The organism is Streptomyces sp. NPDC051214 (genome assembly GCF_040682375.1).
In the GTDB taxonomy this organism is placed as follows: Bacteria; Actinomycetota; Actinomycetes; order Streptomycetales; family Streptomycetaceae; genus Streptomyces.
In genome coordinates this window covers 138,620-157,699 of the sequence record NZ_JBFBAT010000003.1, presented here as the reverse complement: position 1 = coordinate 157,699, position 19,080 = coordinate 138,620, and the positions used below count along the sequence as shown (strand labels likewise).

Annotated in this window: 13 protein-coding genes; 8 read left to right on the top strand and 5 right to left on the bottom strand. The window is 73.2% G+C overall.

Translation table 11 applies throughout. The features are described from left to right. Positions 1 to 9 precede the first annotated feature (9 nt). Together AB0M70_RS08775 and AB0M70_RS08770 are read right to left on the bottom strand one after the other, a co-directional pair. Positions 10 to 4,086, bottom strand: a complete 4,077-nt coding sequence (locus tag AB0M70_RS08775) for a beta-ketoacyl synthase N-terminal-like domain-containing protein (RefSeq protein ID WP_365817872.1) — start codon at positions 4,084 to 4,086, stop codon at positions 10 to 12. Beyond that, positions 4,083 to 5,885, bottom strand: a complete 1,803-nt coding sequence (locus tag AB0M70_RS08770) for a fatty acyl-AMP ligase (protein ID WP_365817870.1) — start codon at positions 5,883 to 5,885, stop codon at positions 4,083 to 4,085. Before AB0M70_RS08770 ends, AB0M70_RS08775 begins: the two co-directional genes overlap by 4 nt. A gap of 291 nt (positions 5,886 to 6,176) precedes the next feature. Here AB0M70_RS08770 and AB0M70_RS08765 point away from each other — a divergent pair, with 291 nt between their 5' ends. Then, on the top strand, positions 6,177 to 7,625 hold the full coding sequence (locus AB0M70_RS08765) for an MFS transporter (protein ID WP_365817868.1): 1,449 nt from the start codon (positions 6,177 to 6,179) through the stop codon (positions 7,623 to 7,625). Here AB0M70_RS08765 and AB0M70_RS08760 read toward each other — a convergent pair. Then, entirely contained in the window at positions 7,594 to 8,367 is a 774-nt protein-coding gene (locus AB0M70_RS08760) for a MerR family transcriptional regulator (protein ID WP_365817867.1), read from the bottom strand. The two genes, AB0M70_RS08765 and AB0M70_RS08760, sit on opposite strands and share 32 nt — an antisense overlap. 123 nt (positions 8,368 to 8,490) lie before the next feature. Here AB0M70_RS08760 and uvrA point away from each other — a divergent pair, with 123 nt between their 5' ends. Next, positions 8,491 to 11,070 carry an excinuclease ABC subunit UvrA gene (uvrA, locus tag AB0M70_RS08755; protein ID WP_365817865.1) on the top strand — a complete coding sequence of 860 codons (2,580 nt, stop codon included), beginning with the start codon at positions 8,491 to 8,493 and terminating at the stop codon, positions 11,068 to 11,070. Here the strand turns inward: uvrA and AB0M70_RS08750 are convergent. After that, a complete protein-coding gene (locus AB0M70_RS08750; RefSeq protein ID WP_365817863.1) occupies positions 11,041 to 12,366 on the bottom strand; it encodes an AMP-binding protein in 1,326 nt (441 codons plus the stop codon). The genes uvrA and AB0M70_RS08750 overlap by 30 nt on opposite strands. A 177-nt stretch (positions 12,367 to 12,543) precedes the next feature. Here AB0M70_RS08750 and AB0M70_RS08745 point away from each other — a divergent pair, with 177 nt between their 5' ends. The 5 genes from AB0M70_RS08745 to AB0M70_RS08725 all read left to right on the top strand — a co-directional run bounded on the left by AB0M70_RS08745 (position 12,544) and on the right by AB0M70_RS08725 (position 16,846). Next, positions 12,544 to 13,857: a lipase family protein gene (locus AB0M70_RS08745; protein ID WP_365817861.1), complete on the top strand. Its 1,314-nt coding sequence runs from the start codon at positions 12,544 to 12,546 to the stop codon at positions 13,855 to 13,857. A 139-nt stretch (positions 13,858 to 13,996) separates the two neighbouring features. Then, positions 13,997 to 15,274 carry a helix-turn-helix domain-containing protein gene (locus tag AB0M70_RS08740; protein WP_365817859.1) on the top strand — a complete coding sequence of 426 codons (1,278 nt, stop codon included), beginning with the start codon at positions 13,997 to 13,999 and terminating at the stop codon, positions 15,272 to 15,274. Between the two features lie 142 nt (positions 15,275 to 15,416). Next, positions 15,417 to 16,064, top strand: a complete 648-nt coding sequence (locus AB0M70_RS08735) for a hypothetical protein (RefSeq protein ID WP_365817857.1) — start codon at positions 15,417 to 15,419, stop codon at positions 16,062 to 16,064. Between the two features lie 13 nt (positions 16,065 to 16,077). Continuing rightward, positions 16,078 to 16,530 (top strand): hypothetical protein, encoded by a 453-nt coding sequence (locus AB0M70_RS08730; RefSeq protein ID WP_365817855.1) that lies wholly within the window; start codon positions 16,078 to 16,080, stop codon positions 16,528 to 16,530. A gap of 124 nt (positions 16,531 to 16,654) precedes the next feature. After that, complete coding sequence (locus AB0M70_RS08725; RefSeq protein ID WP_365817853.1) at positions 16,655 to 16,846, top strand: DUF5999 family protein; 192 nt, start codon at positions 16,655 to 16,657, stop codon at positions 16,844 to 16,846. A gap of 12 nt (positions 16,847 to 16,858) precedes the next feature. On the opposite strand, the gene AB0M70_RS08720 is transcribed toward AB0M70_RS08725, so the two are convergent. Further along, positions 16,859 to 17,470 carry a helix-turn-helix domain-containing protein gene (locus AB0M70_RS08720; protein WP_365817851.1) on the bottom strand — a complete coding sequence of 204 codons (612 nt, stop codon included), beginning with the start codon at positions 17,468 to 17,470 and terminating at the stop codon, positions 16,859 to 16,861. 109 nt (positions 17,471 to 17,579) lie between these two features. Between AB0M70_RS08720 and AB0M70_RS08715 the strand changes: the two genes are divergently transcribed. Continuing rightward, positions 17,580 to 19,052, top strand: coding sequence for a cytochrome P450 (locus AB0M70_RS08715; protein ID WP_365817849.1), 1,473 nt, complete (start codon positions 17,580 to 17,582; stop codon positions 19,050 to 19,052). Positions 19,053 to 19,080 lie beyond the last annotated feature (28 nt).

Below are 19,080 nucleotides of genomic sequence, written 5' to 3'. Positions count from 1 at the left end.
TGCGAAGGGTCAGGTGTCGCGCAGGTCGCGGGTCAAGAACTCCGCGAGGGTGTCCACGACCGGCGGGTCGAGCAGGGCGAGGTGGTGTCCCGGCAGCGGGGTCACCGTGAGGTCGGCGCAGTGGACGTCCCATCCGAGGCTCTCGTCGTCCCGCTCGTAGCGGACGTCGCGCACGGTGTGCGGGGCCGGTTCGGTCGCCCGGTAGAGGAGGGTGCGGCCCGCGTACGGTCCGGGCCTGTGGCGTTCGCCGCTGCGGAGGTCGAGGGCCGAGGTGCGCTGATGGTCGAGGACCCCCTGGGGAAGGTCGACGGCCTGTTCCAGGAGTTTCATGACCAGGGCGATCTGCTCGGCGTCATCCCGGCGCGCCAGCTCTTCGTAGGGCAAGGGGAGTGGGGCGCGGTAGGTGCGTTCGATGTACGCGGCGAAGTCGGCGTAACGGCGGTGCGCTTCCTCCAGCGGGGTCAGGCCCGGGGGCACGGGCAGCGGCAGCACGGAGTCGAGGAGCACCAGGGCGGGGACGGTGCCGTGCGGCGCGAGGAGCCTCGCCGCCTCCTGGGCCAGCAGTCCGCCGTAGGACCAACCTCCAAAGAGCCACGGCCCGTTGGGGCACACGGCACGGATGCGTTCCGCGAACTCCGCCGCCCGGGGCTCGACGTCCTCCGGCGTCGTCAGCCGGTCGAAGCCGTACACGGGGCGGGAGTCGGCCAGACGCTCGGCGAGGCGTGCGTACACCTCGGAGGTGCCGCCCGCCGCGTGCGCCAGGAAGAGGGGGGTGCCGGGCCCCGTATCGGCCAGCACACGGAGGGGGCCTTCCCTTCGCCTTGGCCTGGGTTCTGCCCGGACCTCCCCGATGCCGCGGTTCTCCGGCAGCAGTTCCGCGACCCCTCGCAGCGTCGCCTGCCGCAGCAGCACACCTGGCTCCAGCTCCACCCCGAACTCCCGCTCCACCGCGGTCCGGATGCGCGCCGCGCTGAGCGAGTCGAGCCCCAGGTCGGTGAGGGGGGTGTCGGCGTCGATGCGGTCCGGGGTGTAGCCCATGACGTCGGCGACGCAGCCGCGGAGACGGTCGAGCGGGCCCGTGAGGCGGGCGGAAGTCGGTGCGTGGCGCGGCAGCTCGTGCTGCGGGCCGGGTGCCTCCCCCGCCCAGAATCGGCGGTGCCGCCAGCGCGGCGTGGGGACGTCGACGACGCGGGCGCCGGGATGCAGCGCTCGGAGTGACCCGGGTCCGCCGACACCGCGTACGAGGAGCGTGGCCAGCGAGGTGCGGAAGGTGAGCGCGTCGTCGGTGCCCCGGCGCAGGGTCGGCAGGATCAGCGGGTCCTCGGCGCCCGCTTCGCGCAGCGTCTCGGTCAGCGGGTGCAATTGCGTGGGATGCGGGGCCACTTCGACGAACAGGCGGTGGCCGTCGTCGGCGGCGGCGCGTACCGCCTGCGTGAAGCGGACGGGACGCCGCAGGTTGGCGACCCAGTAGCCGGCATCACAGGGTGCCGGGTCGCGCGGGTCGGCGAGGACGGTGGAGTAGCGACGGCAGCCGGGCCGCGCGTGGCGTACGGTGCCGAGCTCCCTGGCGAACTCGCCGAGCAGCGGGTCCACGTGGGGCGAGTGTCCCGCCCCGGTGACGCGCAGGGAGCGGGCAAACCCGCCCTCCGCCGTGACATGGTCGATGAGGCCGCGCACGTCGTCCGCGGAGCCGGTGACCACGCTCTGCGCCGGGGAAGCGTGCACGGCGACCTGGAGCGTGCGGAAGTCGGCGGCCAGGGCTTCGATGTGCTCGCCCGGCCGGCCCACCACCGCCATCGCGCCCCCGGTCAGCCCGGCGAGGAGCCGCGAGCGGATCGCGACGACGCGCGCTCCGGTGGCCTCGTCGAGGGCGCCGCAGGCGACGGCCGCGGCGATCTCCCCCATCGAGTGGCCGATCACGGCGGCGGGTTCGAAGCCGTAGGACCTCCACAGCTCGGCGAGGGCGACCTGCATTCCATAGAGGGTGGGCATGACGACGGCGGGCGAGGACAGATCGGCGCCGGGGTCCATGCACTCCCGCAGCGAGATGCCCGCCCGGTCGCGCAGCAGCGGTTCCAGGCGGTCGACGGCGGCTGCGAACTCCGGCTCTGTGGCGAGCAGTTCGCTTCCCATGCCGGGCCACTGCGACCCGTACCCGGAGAACACCCACACGGCCCCGGGACCGGCACCGGTCGGGGGCGCTCCGGGCGCGGGTGCCCCCAGGACCACCCGCGCGTCGGGCTCCCGCCCGGCCAGATGCTCCAGTGCCGTGCGCAGCTCCTCCCGGTCGCGGGCGACGACCGCCGCCTTGTGGCGGCCCCTCCCCACACGTCCGGACAGCGTGCGGGCCAGGTCCGCGGGACGCACGGAGCGGCTGTCCGGCCCCGCCAGCCACTGGGCGAGCTCGCCCGCGTACGCGCGGACGCGGTCCTCGGTGACGCCGTCGAGCAGGGCCACGGCCGCTGCGGTGGCCGCTGAGCGCGGACCGCGCGGCACGCGATGTTCGGCGAGGACGACATGCGCGTTCGTGCCGCCGAAGCCGAACGCCGAGACTCCCGCGCGTGCGATGCCCGAGTAGCGGGGCCACGGCTCGGGGCCCGTGACGACGCGCAGGCCGAGCGCGTCGAGGTCGGCGTGTGGGCCCGGGGCGGTGAAGTGCAGGTGGGGCGGTATCTCGTCGTGGTGCAGGGCGAGCACCGTCTTGATGAACCCGGCAATGCCCGCCGCCGCCTCCAGGTGACCGATGTTCGTCTTCACCGAGCCGATGAGCAGCGGCTGGTCGGTGGCCCGCCCCTGCCCCGCGCCGAGCGCGGCCGAAAGCGCGGACGCCTCGATCGGGTCGCCCAGGGACGTGCCGGTGCCGTGCGCCTCGACGTAGTCCACGGGGCCGGGCAGCCCGGCATGGCACTGCTCGAGGAGCGTGCGCTGGGCGTCGGCGCTGGGGGCCGTGAGTCCGTTGGAACGGCCGTCCGAGTTGACTGCGGTGGACTCGATGACCGCGAGGACGCGGTCCCCGTCGCGTTCGGCGTCGGCGAGACGCTTGAGGACGACGACCCCGCACCCCTCGCCGCGCACCATGCCGTCGGCCGACGCGTCGAACGCCTTGCACCGCCCGTCGGCTGCCAGCGCTCCCGCCCGCTGGAAGCCGAGCGTCACCGCGGGGGAAAGCAGCAGGTTCACCCCGGCGGCGAGCGCCACGTCGCTCTCGCCCGCGCCGAGGCTGCGTACCGCGTGGTGCACGGCGACCAGCGAGGAGGAGCACGCCGTGTCGACGGCCATGCTCGGGCCGCGCAGATCCAGGAGGTAGGAGAGGCGGTTGGCGGCCACGCTCAGGGCCGCGCCCGGCGGGGTCCAGGCCCCGATGGACGCCGGGTCCGCGGTGGTGAGATGGGCGTATTCGTTGCCGCTGATACCCACGAAGACCCCGGTACGGGTGCCCGCGAGGGACGGCGCGGGCAGGGCCGCGTGGTCGACGGCCTCACGGGTGACCTCCAGGAGCATGCGCTGCTGCGGGTCCATGGCGGTGGCCTCGTCCGCGCCGATGCCGAAGAACTCGGCGTCGAAGCCCGCCACGCCCTCGACGCTTCCGTCCCCGAGGACACCGCCGTGCCTGCTGAGGTCGTCCGGCAGGCTCCTCCCCGCCCGGACGAAGGGCGCCCAGCGGTCCTCGCCGACCGTGCCCACGGCGTCGCGGCCCTCGCCCAGGAGCCGCCAGAAGGCGGCGGGCGAGGTGACCGCGCCGGGCAGCCGGCAGCCGATGCCGATGACCGCCACCGGTGTGTCGCCCTGCGTGGGTGAAGCCCCCGCACCCGCCTGCTTCGACGGCGCCCCGCCGTGTTCCGGTTCGCCGCGCGCCACCCGCTCGGTGAGCGCGCCGATGGTGGACGCCTCCCAGAGCAGCGTCGCGGGCAGCCTGGTGCCGACCAGGTCGCTCAGCCGGGCCGTCAGGACGACCGCGTCACGTGAGGTGAGGCCCAGTTCCGCCAGCGGGCGGTCGTCCGCGATCTCCTCGGCCGCGAGGCCGTACCAGGCGCTCAGGCTCTCGACGATCTCGCCCCGGATCTCCGCCTGGCCCGCCTCCCTCATCGCGGGTCCTCCGCGCCGCTCCTGCCGCCCTCGCCGAAGGCGCCGAGCAGATGGCGTGCGCGGGCCGCGGCTCTGGCGACCTTGCCGCTGCTCGTCCTCGGCAGCGAACCCGGCGCGATGAGGAGGAGTTCGGCGAGACGCAGTCCGTGCCGGGCCGAGACGGCGGCCGTGGCGGTGCGCAGGGCGGCGAGCACCTCCTGTTCCGTGGGTGCGGCGCCGCGCCGGTGCTCGGCGACGACGACCAGAACCTCGGTCTCGGTGCCCGTCCAGGGGACGCAGAACGCGGCGAGCCGGTCCCTGCGCACGAGGTCGACGGCCGACTGCACGGTCTCCTCGATGTCCTGCGGGTAGTGGTTGCGGCCGTCCACGATGATCAGGTCCTTGAGCCGGCCGGTGACGTAGAGCCGCCCGTCGTGAAGCGCGCCGAGATCGCCCGTGCGCAGCCATCCCGCGTCGCCGTCTGCGCCGCCCTGGCCCTCCTGGCCGGTCGCGCCGGGTGGGCGGAAGCCGAAGACCTCCTCCGAGAGACCGTTGCGTTTCCAGTAGCAGAGGCCGATGTTGGGGCCGCGCAGCATGATCTCGCCGACCTCGCCCGGCGGGAGTCCGGCGCCGGTGGCCGGGTCCGCGATGCGCAGCTCCTGCCCTGCCGGGGTGCCACAGGCGACCAGGCGCGTCGCCTCCGGGTCCGTCGACTCGGCGACTTCCAGGCGCCCTTCGGAAAGCGCCGACGGATCGCAGGCCACGACGGTGGGCGGCGCGTCGAAGGTGTCGGTGGTCACGAACACGGTGGCCTCGGCGAGGCCGTACGCCGGGCAGTGCGCCTCGGGCGCGAGCCCCGCGTCGGCGAACGCGTCGCGGAAGCGGTCGACGGTGCCGGGGCGCACGGGTTCGCTGCCGTTGATGAGGACCTTGACCCGGTCGAGGCGCAGCTCGGCGGCCTCGTCCCGGTCGACCCTGCTCGCGCAGTAGTCGTACGCGAAGTTGGGTGCCGCGCTGATCGTCCCGGGATACGCGGCGAGCAGCCGCAGCCAGCGCACCGGGTGCTCCAGGAAGGCGACCGGGTCCATGAGAACCGAGGGGAAGCCGCCGACGACGGGCGCCGCCACGCTCAGGACGAGGCCCATGTCGTGGAAGAGGGGCAGCCAGCCGACCGTCGTGTTGGCCGCCGCGTCGGCCGTGAAGGCGTCGATGGCCTGGCGGGCGTTGGCCACCACGTTGGCGTGGCTGATCACGACGCCTGCCGGGCTGCGTGTGGAGCCCGAGGTGTACTGGAGGTAGGCGATGTCGTCCGGTTCGAGCCGCTCGGGAAGGGCGGCCTGAGACGGCTCGCCCGGCCGGTCCACGAGGACCACGGGAACCGGCGGCAGCCCTTGCCCGGTCATGAACCGCTCGACCCCGGGAGCCGACGCCGCCTCGGCCAGCACGCACGCGGGCTCGCAGTCCGCGAGGACGGCCGCCAACCTGCCTTCGTGGCCGGGCAGTTCGGGGCTGAACAGCGGTACCGCGATCACCCCCGCGTGGAGACAGCCGAGGAACGCCGCCGCGTAGTCGAGACCCTGCGGAAGCAGCAGGGCCGCCCGCTCGCCGGGGCCCGCGATCGCCGCGACGCGCCCGGCGATCGCGCGGGCCCGCGTGTCGAGCCCTTGCCAGCCGAGGGTGTGGTGCAGGCCGGGGGACGCCGGTTCGGGGAAGTCCACGTGGGTGAAGGCGCGTTGGTGCGGCCGGGTGGCGGCCCAGTGCGCCAAGTGGTCGGTCAGCAGCGGGCCTTCGGGCGGCTGGCGGGTCTGCGTGGTGGACATGGCGGCTCCAACTGGACGGCGCGGGGGCCGGGGACGGGCCTCGCGGGGACCGGGACGAGCATCGTGAGGGACCGGGACGAGAGCGTCGTGAGGACCGGGACGAGCGGTGCACCAGGTTCCGCCCGGATGTGACCCATGAGTAAGACGGGCTGCTGACAGATCGTCTGACAACCTCTGTCACTTCACTGACAAGCCGCCGCACCCGATTCGGCGTCGCGGGCAGCAGCGACGGCCGTCGCGGGCCCGGAGAATCCCCCAGCGGGACGGCATCGCGACCGAGGGGAGCCGCACGTGGGCCGTGGCAGGCTGACCGCTCTGCTGGCGATGCTCGCCCTCGCGGGTTTCATCACGACGCTCGACAACACCGTCATCAATGTCGCGCTGCCCACCGTGCAGCGCGACCTCGGCCTGAGCGTCACCGACTTGGAGTGGGTGGCCACCAGTTACGTGCTGAGCTTCGGCTCGCTCCTGCCGGCCGGTGGCAGGCTCACGGATCTGCTCGGCCGCCGGGTGGTCCTCGCGGCGGGGATCGTCGTGTTCACCGTGGCCTCGCTGGCGGCCGCCCTCGCGGACAGCGGCGGGACGCTCATCGCGGCGCGCACCGTGCAGGGTGTGGGCGCCGCGCTCGTCATCCCGGCCTCGCTCGCGGTGGTCGCCGCCGATCTGCCCGCCCGCAGACGCGCCATGGCGGTCGGCCTGTGGACGGCGGCGCTCGCTGTCGCGCTCGCACTTGGGCCGGTGGTGGGCGGCTTCGTCACCGAGCGGTGGGACTGGAGCTGGGTGTTCCTGCTCAACGTCCCCTTCGGAGTGCTCGCCCTGCTGCTGGTGCCCGCGGTGCCCCGGACCGTCACGCGCGTGCGCCGCGGCCTGCTGCCGCTCCTCGATCTGCCGGGCGTCGCACTGTCCACGACCTCGCTCTTCCTCCTCACGTACGGCCTGGTCAGGGGCGGAGAGCACAGCTTCAGCACGCCGCCCGTGCCGCTCTGCCTGTGGCTGTCGGCGGCCACCGGGATCGCGTTCCTCGTCGTCGAGTCGCGTACGTTCCTGCCGCTGGTGGACCTGCGTCTGCTGCGCAACCGCTCACTCGGCGGGGGCGCGGCGGCCCAGGTCCTGTGGGGCATCGGCGTCAACGGCGTGTTCTTCTTCACCGCGCTCTACCTCCAGCGCGTGCTCGGCTTCTCCCCCACCAAGGCGGGTCTGGCCTTCCTGCCGCTGGCGGGCGCGCTGCTCGTGACGACGCCGTTCGCCGAGCGTGCGGCGAAGGCGGTGGGGGCGCACTGGTCGATCGCCGGCGGGCTCGTCCTGGTCGCGGTCGGGCTCGTGTGGGTCTCGGGGACGGGGCTGCACGCGCAGTACTGGGATCTGCAGCCGGGGCTGCTCCTGATCGGCGCGGGCTCGGCCCTGACGACTCCGCTGACGGTACGTTCCGTCGCCGATGTCCCCGCGACGCGCACCGGCATGGCTTCGGGCCTGGTGAGCGCGGCCCGGGAGATCTCCGGGGTCTTCGGGGTCGTCCTGGTCGGCGTGGTCCTGACGCGGACGGAGCGCACGGCGTTGCGGGACGGCGCCGATCCGCGCAGCGCCTTCCTGGACGGCTACGACAGCGGGCTTCAACTGGCGGCCCTGTGCGTCCTGTTGGGCGCCGTCGTCACCGCGGTCACCCTGCGGCGGCCCGCCCGGCACCGACGGCCGGGGGCACCTTCCGGCGTCAGGCGGGACCGCCGCCCGGTGCGTCAGTGAGGGGCTGATCTTCAGACAGGTGCCGGTCGTCGGTGACGTACTGATGCAGCAGGCCCGATGCGGCCAGCATGGCGGTCGAGCGCGTGGCGAGGCCCGCGAGGCGCCCGGCGATGGCCGCCCGGAGCGCGTCGGGGCTGCCCGTCTCGCGCAGCCCGTCGAGCACCGCGTGGATCTGCGGCAGGGGGTAGTGGCCCTGCCGCAGGATGCTGACGATGCGCGCGTCGCGTACGTCGACGGGGCTGAACCAGCGGTAGTGGGTGCCCGGTTCACGCCGGGGCTTGAGCAGCCCCGCCGACTCCCACACCCGTAGCGCGGAGGTGCGCACGCCGAGGCGGGCGGCCACTTCGCCGATGCGCAGGTGCGGCGGCGTCGCGGGCGGCGCGGGGGCGTCCGGCGTCTCCTTCGCGACGGCTTCCAGGGCCTCGCCCGCCGCCCGCAGGGAGAGGCGTTGCTGGTGCAGGTCGGCGTGCCCGGCGTCGACTAGGGACAGCGCCAGCGGAAGGTCTGCCGCATGGACGGCCCGCATGACCGCCTGGGCGGTCTCGAGACCGTACCCGGGCACGAGCGCGCGATAGACGAGCAGGGCGTCGCGGTGGCGTGCGTCGAACCTGCGGTATCCGGCGGGCGTGCGGGGCGTCGGCGGCAGGATGCCCGCGTCGGCGTAGTTGCGGATCTGCTGCGTCGAGACACCGGCCGCACGCGCCAGATCGACGGGGCGCAGCGCGGTCTCGGCTCCCCTCATGAAGGCCCTCCCCAGACGTCCGACGGAACCTCGGAGTTGAAGGTTATCCGAGCCGAGGCACGGGGCAATCGGCGTCCCTTTCGCAAAAGTCTCAACAAGCACTTAAATGAAACACTTGAAGGCATGGATGCCATCACAGCCAGGGCCGATGCGATCCGCGTCAAGGGCGCACGCCTGCACAACCTCAAGAACGTCTCGCTCACCCTTCCCAAGAACCAGCTCGTCGTCCTGACCGGCCTCTCCGGCTCCGGCAAGTCCACGCTCGCCTTCGACACCCTGCACCGGGAGGGCCAGCGGCAGTATCTGGAGTCGCTCGGCCTGGTCACCACCTTCGCCGGAAAGCCCTCGGTCGACTCGATCACCGGTCTGTCGCCGTCCATCAGCGTCGACCAGCATCTGACCAACCGCAGCCCCCGGTCGACGGTCGGCACGGTCACCGAGGTCTTCACGTATCTGCGTCTGCTGTGGGCGCGCATCGGCCACCGTCCGTGCCCGGCGTGCGGTCAGGACGTCCCGCCCGCCTACCACGTGAGCGGCGACGAGCTCTGGGACGACGAGCCGTCCGGGGCCGAACCAGGCGCCGCACCCGGCACCGACGCCTCGCCCGACGACGACCGGCCCGCGCTCCCCTGCTCGCACTGCGGGGCGCCCGTGCCGGGCATGGTGATGGGCACGTTCTCCTTCAACAAGCCCGCCGGTGCCTGCACCACCTGCACCGGCATCGGCACCGTCTTCCAGGCCGATGTGCGCCGCCTCGTCGACGAGGACCTGAGTGTCGCCGGGGGCGCGGTGCTCGGCTGGCTCCCCGCGCTGACCGAGCGCAACACCACGATCCTGCGCGCCGCCGGTGAGCACTACGGCTTCGCCTTCGACACGGAGACCCGCATACGAGAACTGACCGACACGCAAAGGGACTTGCTGCTTCACGGGGTGGACAGTGATCGGTTCCGCCGCCACTTCCCGGACGTGGCACCACCGGCGACGGTCGGCCGCGGCCGCTTCGAGGGCGTGGTCACGAACGTGCTGCGCCGGTACGCCGAGCGCATCGATGACCCCGCCTACCGCGAGAAGACGGAGAAGTTCCTCGTCAACGACGTCTGCCCGGACTGCGAGGGCACCCGTCTGCGTCCGGAGAGCCGACGGGTCACCGTCGCCGGGCTGACCATCGTCGAGGCCTCGCGCCTGCCGCTCGACGAACTCGCCGGGTGGATCGCTGCTCTGCGCGAGCACATCACGGACAGCGAGGCCTGGCACGTCACCGAGCCGATCGTGGACGACCTGCGAGAACGCGTGCGCCGCCTCGTCGACGTCGGCGTCGGCTATCTGACCCTGGAGCGCGCCGCCCCCAGCCTCTCGGCGGGCGAGACCCAGCGTCTGCGCCTGTCCGCGCTGCTCGGCTCGGGCCTGACCGGAGTGCTGTACGTCCTGGACGAACCGACCATCGGGCTGCATCCCGCGGACACCGCCCGCCTGATCGACGTCCTGCGCCGCCTGCGGGACCTGGGCAACACGGTCCTGGTCATCGAGCACGACCTCGACGTGCTGCGCGCGGCCGACCACGTGGTCGACGTCGGGCCCGGCGCGGGCCGCGCCGGCGGGCACATCGTGGCCGCAGGTACACCCGACGAGGTGGCGGCGACCACCGGTTCGGTCACCGGCGACCATCTCTCCGGGCGCCTGGCGATGCCGCTTCCCGCGCTCAGGTCGCCCGCGCCCGGTGCCGGGCTCGTCATCCGCGGGGCGCGGGCGCACAACCTCAAGAACGTCACCGCGCGGCTGCCGCTCGGGCGGCTCGTCGCCGTGAGCGGCCCCTCGGGCTCGGGCAAGTCGTCACTGGTGCTCGACATCCTGGGGCGTGCCGCACGGCAGCGTTTCCACGGGGCGAGCGACACCCCCGGCGCCCACGACGGGATCGAGGGCTGGGAGCACGTCGACAAGGTCGTGACCATCGACCAGCAGGCGATCAGCCGGGTGCCCCGGTCGAACGCGGCGACGTACGCGGACGCGTTCACGCCGATCCGCGAGGCGTTCGCGGCGAGCGACGGCTCCCGGCAACGAGGGCTCACCGCCGGGCACTTCTCCTTCAACGTGGCGGGGGGCCGCTGCGAGCGGTGCACGGGCGCCGGGGTCCTGACGGTGCAGATGCACTTCCTGCCCGACGTGGAGGTGCGCTGCCCCGCATGCCGTGGCCGTCGCTTCACGCCCGAGGTGCTCGCCGCGCGGTACGGCGGCCACGACATCGCCCAGGTCCTCGACATGACCGTCGACGAAGCCCTGACGGTCTTCGAAGCGGTGCCGGGGGCGGCGACACGGCTCCAGCGGCTGTCCGACGTCGGCCTCGGCTACCTCCAGCTCGGCCAGCCCGCGACCACACTCTCCGGAGGCGAGGCGCAACGCGTCAAGCTCGCCAAGGAGTTGGGGCGCCGCGCCACGGGCCGCACCCTCTACCTCCTGGACGAGCCCACGACCGGCCTGCACGCCGCCGACACCGCCCGTCTGCTCGGCGTCCTGCAGCGCCTCGTCGACGCGGGCAACACCGTCGTCACCATCGAGCACAACCTGGACGTCATCCGCGCCGCCGACTGGATCATCGACATGGGCCCGGAAGGCGGCGAAGCCGGCGGTGAGATCGTGGCCGAGGGGACGCCGAAGGAGATCGCGCGGGCGAGCGGCTCACGGACGGGGGCGTTCCTGGAGGTGTGACGCGGGGGCCGGGACGTCCCCGAAGCCCCCGGCGGCCGGGCCGCCGATGACGGTCACATATCCGTCCGGGCCCAGTACGGCGATGTCGCCCGTACGCAGCCACCCGCCCGGCAACAGCCGCCGCGCGCTCTGTGCCGGGTCGCCCCAATAGCCCGCGCACACCTGCGGCCCCCGGACCAGGAGTTCACCGGCCTGCCCCGGGGGCAACTCCACGCCGGGGGTGCCCTCCTGGGCGATGCGGACCTCCGTACCGGGCAGGGGCAGACCGGAGGTGCCGGGGCGGGCGTTGGCTCCGCGCGGGTTGGCGAGGAGAGCACCCGAGGCTTCCGGGAGGCCGTAGCCCTCCACGAGCACCGCGTCGACCGAGTCCCGGACGCGGTCGGCGGTCCCGGCGTCCAGTGTCGCGGTCAGCCAGGTCCGCACCGTGGCGAGGGCCTCCAACTCGTGGGCGGGGCGCCGGAGAAGACGTCGGCAGTCGGCGGGTTCGGCCGCCAGGAGGGTCACTTTCCGGCGGCGCGCCGTACGCAGCAGTACCTCTGGTTCGGGGTCCGGCAGAAGGACCGTACGCGCCCCGGTGAGCAGCGGGGTGATCAGCCCGAACAGCAGGCCGTGCGGACGCCAGAGGGGCGTGACGGCCAGTGCGGTCTCGCGCCCGCCGCGCACCTGCGGGTGCCACGCCGCCTGTTGGTGGGCGGCAGCGACCAGGTTGGCGTGCGTGAGCATGGCCGCGGGCCCGCCGACGGCGACGTGGGCGAGGACGGCGAGATCGTCGGCCCGCGGCGCCTCACCTTGGGTCTTCGGCCGGGGCATCCTGCGCATCAGGGATCGCCCCGGCCACTCCCCGTCGATCGGGACGGTGATGACCTCCCGTACGAACGTGTCACCGCGCACGGCGTCGAGCCGCTCCCCCGCCGCAGCGCCGGCGACGACCAGCACCGCTCCCGAGTCGGCCAGTTGCTGCCCGAGCACTTCGCGGGGCGCCGCCGGGTCGATGGCCACCACGACCGCCCCGAGCCGCAGCACCGCATGCCACGCCACGGCGAACCAGGGGCAGTTGGGCAACACCAGCGCCACCCGGTCGCCGTGCCGGATGCCCAGCGTCCGCAGCGTGGCGGCGCATGCGCCCACGGCACGGTGCAGCCCCCGGAAGCCGGACCGGCCGCCGTGGCGCCGGGCCGCGGCGTCGAGCAGCTCGGGGAGCGTGACATCGGGGACGTGCAGGCGGTGCGGCACCCCGGCGGCGTAGAAGCGCAGCCACGGTCGTGGGTCCTGGGCCGTCACCTGGGGCTCGGTCATGCCCTGATCGTCGCGCAGGAGGGCCTGCCGCCACTTGTCCCCGGCGCACAGTTCCGCTCCGGCGGGCTGTGGCTCCGCTGACTATCTGCGCCTGGTTACCGCTCCGTAACTTCTCGGCGTGCACAGCTGTCCCCCCATCCACCCCCTTTCGAACGAACTCGAAACGAAGGAGCACCCGTGCGCAGGCCAAGAGCGAAACGTAGGAAGAGACTGCTGGCGCTGACCTCGGCCGTCGCCCTCGCGGGCCTCGGCCTCGGCGTGCCGACGCTGACGGCGGGCGCCGCCGCGGCCCCGGACGCGTCGGCGGCGTGCGACGCCACGGACGAGCGGATCTACCAGGTGCCGGGGTCCGTCCCGAGCGATCCCGGCAGCGTCATCGCCTGCCGGTCGACCGCCCTCCCGCACGTGCCGGGCAACATCCCGATGCGTGCCTGGAAGGTCCAGTACAGCTCGAAGGACAACACGGGCAAGCCGGTCGCGGTCTCCGGGACCGTCGCCGTGCCCACGGCGGAGTGGAAGGGGCGGGGCAGCCGCCCCGTCGTGGCCTTCAACCCCGGGACGCTGGGGCTCGGTCCGCAGTGCGCCTTCTCCAAGCAGCTCGCGGGCGCCTTCCAGGACGAGTACGAGGGCGAGAACATCGCGGCGCTCCTGAAGGCCGGTTACGCCGTCGCCGCGACGGACGGCGCCGGCTACCTGGACGGCCAGACCCACCCGTACGTCTCCGGGACCGACGCCGGGCACGCGCTGCTCGACATGGCGCGCAGCGCCCCCGCGATCCCCGGCAGCGGCCTCGACCCGCAGACGAAGATCGGTCTGTGGGGGTACTCCGAAGGCGGTGCGGCCAGCCTGTGGGCGTCGCAGCTCGCGGCTTCGTACGCCCCTGAACTCGACATCGTGGGCGACGCGTCCGGTGGCGTGCCCGGCGACCTGAAGGTGGTCGCCAAGTCGCTCAACGGCGGCCCGTTCGCGGGTTTCCTGGTCGACGCCGTCCTCGGTCTGTCGTCCGCGCACCCCCGGATGCCGTTCGAGGAACTCCTGAACGACCAGGGCAAGGAGACCGTCAAGAAGGCCAGGTCGCACTGCCTGGTCGGCACCATCTCGACCCTCGCGGGCCAGAAGCTCGAGAACAACACCAAGGGCGGTCTCAGCTTCGAGCAGCTCTACGCGCTCAAGGGCACGGACGGCAGGACGTGGGGCCAGGTCGTCGACGCGCAGAAGCTCGGCGTCGGCATCGGCCGTCCGGGATCGGGAGCCACGCACGAGATCGACTTCCCGGTCCTGCAGTACCGCGGCGCGCTGGAGGAAGTCGTCCCGATCGAGACGGAGGACGCGACGCGCGCGGCGTACTGCAAGGCGAGGATCACCACCCAGTGGAAGGTCTATCCGGGTGAGCACCTGACGACCGATCAACTGGCGAAGGACGACACGGTCAAGTGGCTCGGCGACCGGTTCGCGGGCAGACCGGAGTTCGGCAACTGCCCTCTCACGTGAGCTAGTTCGCACGCGCTGCCTCTTGTCACGGGGGTGACAGGAGGCAGCATCATGTCTGTCCGTCCTCGACGGGCCGCCACGGACCCGTGGCGGCGTCTTCACCACACCTTTGTCCCCCCGTGCACAGAGGGAGCACCCCATGGTGAACGGTTCGGCACTGCCCGCCGGCACACCTCCGGCAGGCGTCCCCGCACCGGCGGGCACCCCGGCAGAGGAGTCGTACGCCGCGTTCAGGGCCTTCCCCTCTGGTCTCCACGATCACATGCGGCCGTTCCTGGCCGACATCACGTCGGAGGTGGTGCGGGCGATCCGCACGGAGATACCGGAGTACGCACGCCCGACCGACGACACGTACATGCATGTCGTGAACCGGGGCGTGGAGCAGGCCCTGGAGGGGTTCCTGGCCCGGATGGCCCACCCGGACACCGACTGGGTCTCGGTGAAGGCCACCTACCAGAACATCGGCAGGGGCGAGGCCGACGAGGGCCGCAGCCTCGACTCCTTCCAGTCGGCGCTGCGCCTCGGCGCGCGCGTCACCTGGCGCCGGGTCAACGCCCTGGTCGACGCCGACCTGTTGCCGCGGCACGTGCTCGCGGCCTTCGGCGAGGCCCTCTTCCTGCACCTGGACGAGATGGCCGCGGCGACGACCGCGGGCTACACGGAGGCCAGGCTGCACGCCGCGGGAGAACTCCAGCAGCGCCGCGCCCGTCTCATCGACCTGCTGACCGCCGACCCTCCCGCGTCGGCGGAAGCCATCGCCGATCTCGCGCAGGCCGCCCAGTGGCCCATCCCGCGCGAGGTGGCGGTGGTCGTCATCGACCACACCCTGGCCCCGGAGACCGTCAGCCCCATCGTCCCCCCGGAGTTCCTCGCGCGCTTCTCCGAGCAGCCCGGCCGCATCGTGGTGCCCGACCCGGAAGGGCCGGGGCGGGCCCGCTCGATCGCCGCCGCGTTACAGGGCCTGCGCGCGGTGATCGGCCCCACGGTCGCGCTGCACGAGGGCGCGCGCTCGCTGCGCTGGGCGCTTGACGCCCTCGACCTCTCCCGGCGCGGCATCCTGCCCCGCGCGGGCCTGCTGCACTGCGCCGACCACCTGGCGACGCTGCTGCTCTTCCAGGACGAGGCGCTGATCGACGCGCTCGCGCAGCGGCATCTGCTGCCTCTGGAGGAAGTGCGCTCACCGCAGCGCGAGCGTCTCGCCGAGACCCTGCTGTGCTGGTTGCGGTGCGGGCACAACGCGAGCGAGGTCGCCACGCGGTTGGCCGTGCACCCACAGACGGTCCGCTACCGCCTGCGGCAGCTGGACGAGGTGTTCGGCGACCGGCTGCATGATCCGGTGGCGCAGTTCGAGATGCAGTTGGTCCTGCACGCGTTGAGCCTGCGGCCGGCCGCGGGCGAGAGGGCAGCGACGCGCTGAACCGGGCGCGCGGCGCGCGGCGGTGTGCCGCGTGCGTCATCTCCTACGTCACCCGGACGCGCCGCGAGGGTGGCCGCCCCCGGCCGTTATCGCACCGTAATGTCCCCTTCGCCCCAACTCCCAGGCGAAGGAGAGTTCTTACGTGCGCGCCCACCCCATGGCCGTACCCGATGTACCCGACGTCCGTGACCTAACCGTCCCGCCGAAGCGGACTCCCCGGGTCCGCCGGATCCCCCCGCGGCTCCTCCCCCGCCTCGTCGTCCTCTTCCTCCTCCCCCTCCTCACCACCCTCAGCGGCACCCTGCTCGCCCCGGCGCACGCCCACGCGGACGCCCTGGTGCGGCACTCCCCCTCCGCCACCAGCCTGCTCGCCCCGCCCCCCGCGCCCGAGGAGGCGTGCACCAGCAAGGACCCGGCGGTCTGCCTGATCCGGCAGATGAGCCCGGAGGAGCGGGAGCGGGCACGGGAGGTGCGGCTGCGCTACCACCAGCTTCTGGACACCATGGAGCGCGTGGCGGACCGCATGCACGAGGAAGGCCGCTCCGACGAGGAGATCGCCCGCACCCTCGTCGACATGCGCAACGAGGCCAAGGACATCACCCGCGCCGGGATGTCCCCCGAGGCGGTGGAGGCCCTGGAGCAGCGGAACATGAAGAAGTACGGCAATCCCCTGGGCCCTACCGCCGACCAGCAGTTCGCCAAGTACGGCAGCTGGGCCGCGGTCATCGAGGCGGCCACCCGCACCAGCGCCGCCGTCGACCGGGAGCTCGGCATCCCGCCGCGCTCGTGATCACCTGACGTCCATGCTGCTCCAGGACTACGACCACCACGGCCGGACGTGGGACCTCGACCCCCGCACGGGGCTCTTGGCCCCCGCGTCCGGCCGCTGCCACGGCTTCGTCCACCTGGGCGAGGCAGGGACGGCGGCGCTCTACGCGGACCCTTCCGACGAGGCGGCGACGCTCTGGCTCCAGATCGGCCGGCGCCGCTGGGACTGCGACGCGGTGACCGTCCGGCAGTCCGCGGGCCCCGACGCCTCCCGCCGTTTCACGGTCGAGGACGCGCGGGGCACGGCCCTCGAACTCCGCTACCCCGCACCGGACCCCGGCCCCTTCGACCCGACGTACGACTGGATGGACGCGGAGGCCGACGACTTCTTCCTCTGGGCCTCGGGCCGCCTGGCCGACACGGCCGCGGACACGTCGGCGCGTACCACACTCCTGGCGCACTTCTGGGCCGGTTTCCTCCCCAGCTGACTGCACAAGTAGCCTCGCGGAGCGATGAGTTGAGGCCGGCCACTGAGTCTTAACCCATACAAGGAAAAACCGAGAAAAGACCGGGCCGCGCGCAAGGTTCGCGACCCCCACCCGGAGGTACGCCATGTGCGCCCACCAGCCCCAGTGCCCGCCCGCCGACAGCCCCGACCACCTCGCGGCCAGGATCCTCTCCGCCCACCCCGAACAGGGCTGGAGCCTGCTGTGCAACGGCACGATCGTCTTCGACGACGCCGGTGAACTGCTGCCCGACGGCCGCGTGGTGGCCGCGGCGCGGCCCCTGGCCATGGCCGCCTGACCACGATCGCCCTCAGGGCGCGATCGCACCCATCAGCGCCCGCGCGCACAGATCCCGCACCTGCGCGCGCGGCAGCAGTTCCGGCTCCTCGAGCCACTCCAGGCAGACCGTCACCATGAAGGCGAGCCAGCCGCGCACGGCCAGACGCAGCGCGGGCAGTTCGTGCGGGGTGGACGCGGCCCCGGGGTCCGCGGCGAGGGCCTGCAGGATCTGGTCCTCGTGGGCCGCCAGGCCTTCGCGGTAGATCCTGCGGACCGTGGCGTCGCCCGTCTCCTCCGCCCGGTGGAAGGCGCGGAAGCCCTCGGCGTGCGACTCGACGTACGCGAGGAACGTGTCGAGGCCCGTGCAGATCTGATCGCGGACGGGGACTCCGGGCACGGCCGCGGTCAGCCGCAGCATGCGCCTGCTCTCGCGCTGCACCACGGCGGCGAAGAAGTCGCTCTTGGTCGGGAAGTAGTGGTACAGCAGGCCGCGCGACACTCCGGCGATCTCCGCCACCCGCTCGACCCAGACGTCGTCGTACGGATTCTGGGCGAAGAGCCGCGCCCCTGCCGAGAGAAGCTGCTCCCTGCGCTCCTCGGTGCTGAGCCTGCGGCGCGTGCGCTCCTGCGGGTTCGCGGCCATGGGAGCACCTTACTTGACGTGGATTCAACAGCGGCAGCAGACTGATGACGCTTATTGAATCCGCGTACAACAGGCTCAACGGGTCTGCGGCTCAGGGGAGATGGCACACATGGCGCAGGTGTCGCAGGCATCGCAGGTGGCGAAGGGTGCCGGGGCTCCCAAGGGGTTCCGCAGTGCCGAGCTCGGATGGCCGCGGCTCGACCTCATACCGCATCCGCCGCGCCGCCTGCCCCTGATCGGCGACGTCCTGGGCGCCCACGTCCGGACGCCGGTGCAGGATTCGATGCGCATCGGCAGCGGCCTCGGGCCCATCTTCCGGCGCAAGGCGTTCGGCAAGGAGATCGTCTTCGTCTGGGGCGCCGGGCTCGCGGCCGAACTGGCCGACGAGTCGCGGTTCGCCAAGCACGTCGGCCTTGGCGTGGCCAACCTGCGGCCGGTGGCCGGTGACGGCCTGTTCACCGCGTACAACCACGAGCCCAACTGGCAGCTGGCGCACGACATCCTCGCGCCGGGCTTCAGCCGTGACGCGATGGCCGGATACCACCCGCTCATGCTGGACGTCGCCCGGCAGCTGACCGCCCGCTGGGACGCGCGCGAGGAGTCCGGCAGGCCGGTGGACGTGCCCGGCGACATGACGAAGCTGACCCTGGAGACGATCTCCCGCACCGGCTTCGGGCACGACTTCGGTTCCTTCGAGCGGTCCCGGCCGCACCCCTTCGTGTCGGCCATGGTCGGCACGCTCTCCTACGCCCAGCGCCGCAACGTCGTACCGCCCGCGCTCGCCCCGCTCCTGCTGCGCGGCGCCACCCGGCGCAACGCCGCCGACATGGCCTACCTCAACCGCACCGTCGACGACGTGGTCGCGGCCCGCCGCGCCGCTTCGGGCCCCGGCGACGGGGACCTGCTCGACCGGATGCTGGAGGTCGCGCACCCCGAGACCGGTGAGCGGCTCTCCGCCGAGAACATCCGCCGCCAGGTCATCACCTTCCTGGTCGCGGGGCACGAGACGACATCGGGCGCGCTGTCCTTCGCCCTGCACTACCTCTCGCGCTCCCCCGAAGTCCTGGCCCGCGCCCAGGCGGAGGTCGACGAGGTCTGGGGTGACGCGGAGGAGCCCGCGTACGAGCAGGTCGCCAAGCTGCGCTACCTGCGGCGCGTCCTGGACGAGTCACTGCGGCTGTGGCCGACCGCGCCGGGCTTCTCGCGCCAGGCCCTCCAGGACACGACGCTCGGCGGTGTGCACCCGATGCGCGAGGGGGCCTGGGCGCTCGTCCTCGCCACGCTGCTGCACCGCGACCCGGCGGCCTGGGGCGAGCGGCCCGAGGAGTTCGACCCCGACCGGTTCGCCCCTTCGGCGGTACGCGCGCGGCCCGCCCACGTCTTCAAGCCGTTCGGCACGGGCGCGCGGGCCTGTATCGGCCGTCAGTTCGCGCTGCACGAGGCGACGTTGGTGCTCGGCCTGCTCCTGCGCCGCTACGACCTGCACGCCGACCCCGCCTACCGCCTGCGGGTCGCGGAGCGCCTCACACTCATGCCGGACGGCCTCACGCTGCGCCTCACCCGCCGCGCCGCGACCGCCTAGAGCCCGATTGTCAGACCCGTGCGCAAGA

Excerpts from the sequence above, each read along its gene's own strand:
- AB0M70_RS08775 (WP_365817872.1), bottom strand. The coding sequence starts at position 4,086 with ATGAGGGAGGCGGGCCAGGCGGAGATCCGGGGCGAGATCGTCGAGAGC.
- AB0M70_RS08770 (WP_365817870.1), bottom strand. The coding sequence starts at position 5,885 with ATGTCCACCACGCAGACCCGCCAGCCGCCCGAAGGCCCGCTGCTGACC.
- AB0M70_RS08760 (WP_365817867.1), bottom strand. The coding sequence starts at position 8,367 with ATGAGGGGAGCCGAGACCGCGCTGCGCCCCGTCGATCTGGCGCGTGCG.
- uvrA (WP_365817865.1), top strand. The coding sequence starts at position 8,491 with ATGGATGCCATCACAGCCAGGGCCGATGCGATCCGCGTCAAGGGCGCA.
- AB0M70_RS08750 (WP_365817863.1), bottom strand. The coding sequence starts at position 12,366 with ATGACCGAGCCCCAGGTGACGGCCCAGGACCCACGACCGTGGCTGCGC.
- AB0M70_RS08740 (WP_365817859.1), top strand. The coding sequence starts at position 13,997 with ATGGTGAACGGTTCGGCACTGCCCGCCGGCACACCTCCGGCAGGCGTC.
- AB0M70_RS08730 (WP_365817855.1), top strand. The coding sequence starts at position 16,078 with ATGCTGCTCCAGGACTACGACCACCACGGCCGGACGTGGGACCTCGAC.
- AB0M70_RS08725 (WP_365817853.1), top strand. The coding sequence starts at position 16,655 with ATGTGCGCCCACCAGCCCCAGTGCCCGCCCGCCGACAGCCCCGACCAC.
- AB0M70_RS08720 (WP_365817851.1), bottom strand. The coding sequence starts at position 17,470 with ATGGCCGCGAACCCGCAGGAGCGCACGCGCCGCAGGCTCAGCACCGAG.
- AB0M70_RS08715 (WP_365817849.1), top strand. The coding sequence starts at position 17,580 with ATGGCGCAGGTGTCGCAGGCATCGCAGGTGGCGAAGGGTGCCGGGGCT.